A 1,317-nucleotide genomic window follows, 5' to 3' on the forward strand; every position below is an offset into this window, starting at 1 on the left:
ACCTTCGGCACCAAGGCCGACACGAACCTGCCTGCGGGCTTCAAGTCCAGCCTCGGTTACGACGCCAACAACGCCTATCTCACCCTGGCGCTGGATTTCACGCCGGCATCCATGCCGACACCCACGCCGGTCGCGCCAAAATCGCCGGTTCCCAATGGCGGCCTCAGCCCGAACCAGACCGCCGCCGCCAATGCCCTGACCAATTTCTTCGACCGCACCGGCGGCATTCCGGTCGTCTTCGGCAGTCTGACGCCGGCGGGCCTGTCGCAGGTCGCGGGCGAGCCCGCCACCGGCACGCCGCAGACGAGCGTCAATGCGATGGGCCAATTCATGGCGACGCTCGCGGACGTGTCGCCAGAGGGGCGCGGTGTCTCGATCGCGCCGGGGCCGACCGGTTTCGCCGCCTACTCGTCCTCGAACGGCAAGGGCATGGACCTCCCGGCCAAGCAGCTGCCGGTGGCCGCCGACCCCGATGCCTGGCGCTGGAGCGTCTGGGCCGGCGGATTCGGCACGGCCCAGTTCGTCGGGGCCGATGCCGGAGCGGGCACGGCCGCCAGCACCAACCGCATCTACGGCGCGATCGCCGGCGCCGATTACCGGATTTCGCGGGACACGATCGCCGGCTTCGCGCTCGGTGGTGGGGCGACCAGCTTCAACACCTACGGGCTGGGCTCGGGCTCGTCGGACCTTTTCCAGGCCGGCGCCTTCATCCGCCAACGTTTCGGCGCAAGCTATGTCAGCGCCGCTCTGGGCTATGCCTGGCAGGACGTCACGACGGACCGCTCCGTCACCGGCGCCGACCATCTCCAGGCCCGCTTCAACGCCAACACCTGGTCGGGACGGGTCGAGGCCGGTCATCGTTTCGGGCTCACCGCATTCGGCATCACGCCCTATGCCGCGGGCCAGATCACCACGGTCGCGCTGCCCGGCTATACCGAGACCGCGCTGTCGGGTGCCTCGACCTTCGCGCTGAGCTATGCGGCCAGGGAGACGACGCGGACCCGCAGCGAACTCGGCCTGCGGGCCGATGCAGAGCTCGCCATCGCCCATCTGCCGCTGAAACTGCAGGGCGGCCTTTCCTGGATCCACAATTACGACATCGGCAACAGCACCATCGCCACGTTCCAGGCCCTGCCCGGGGCGACCTTCCCGGTCGGTGGCGCGGCGCTCGACCGCAACGCCTTGCGCACGACCGCCTCGGCTGAACTCAGCCTGAGCAAAGGCCTCGCGCTCGCGGCGCTGTTCGAGGGTGAATTCGCCAGAAATTCCCGCAGCTTCGGCGGCAAGGGCGCACTTCGCTACAGCTGGTGAGCCCCC

1 protein-coding gene is annotated in these 1,317 nt (G+C 69.1%); it reads left to right on the top strand.

Features of this window, described 5'->3' with window-relative positions:
* The coding region (locus BW981_RS22230; protein WP_139333914.1) for an autotransporter outer membrane beta-barrel domain-containing protein at positions 1–1,311 on the top strand (1,311 nt) is incomplete at its 5' end.
* Between the last annotated feature and the right edge of the window lie 6 nt (positions 1,312–1,317).

Origin of the sequence: Allobosea sp. TND4EK4 (genome assembly GCF_900156025.1) — a bacterium.
Classification (GTDB): Bacteria; Pseudomonadota; Alphaproteobacteria; order Rhizobiales; family Beijerinckiaceae; genus Allobosea.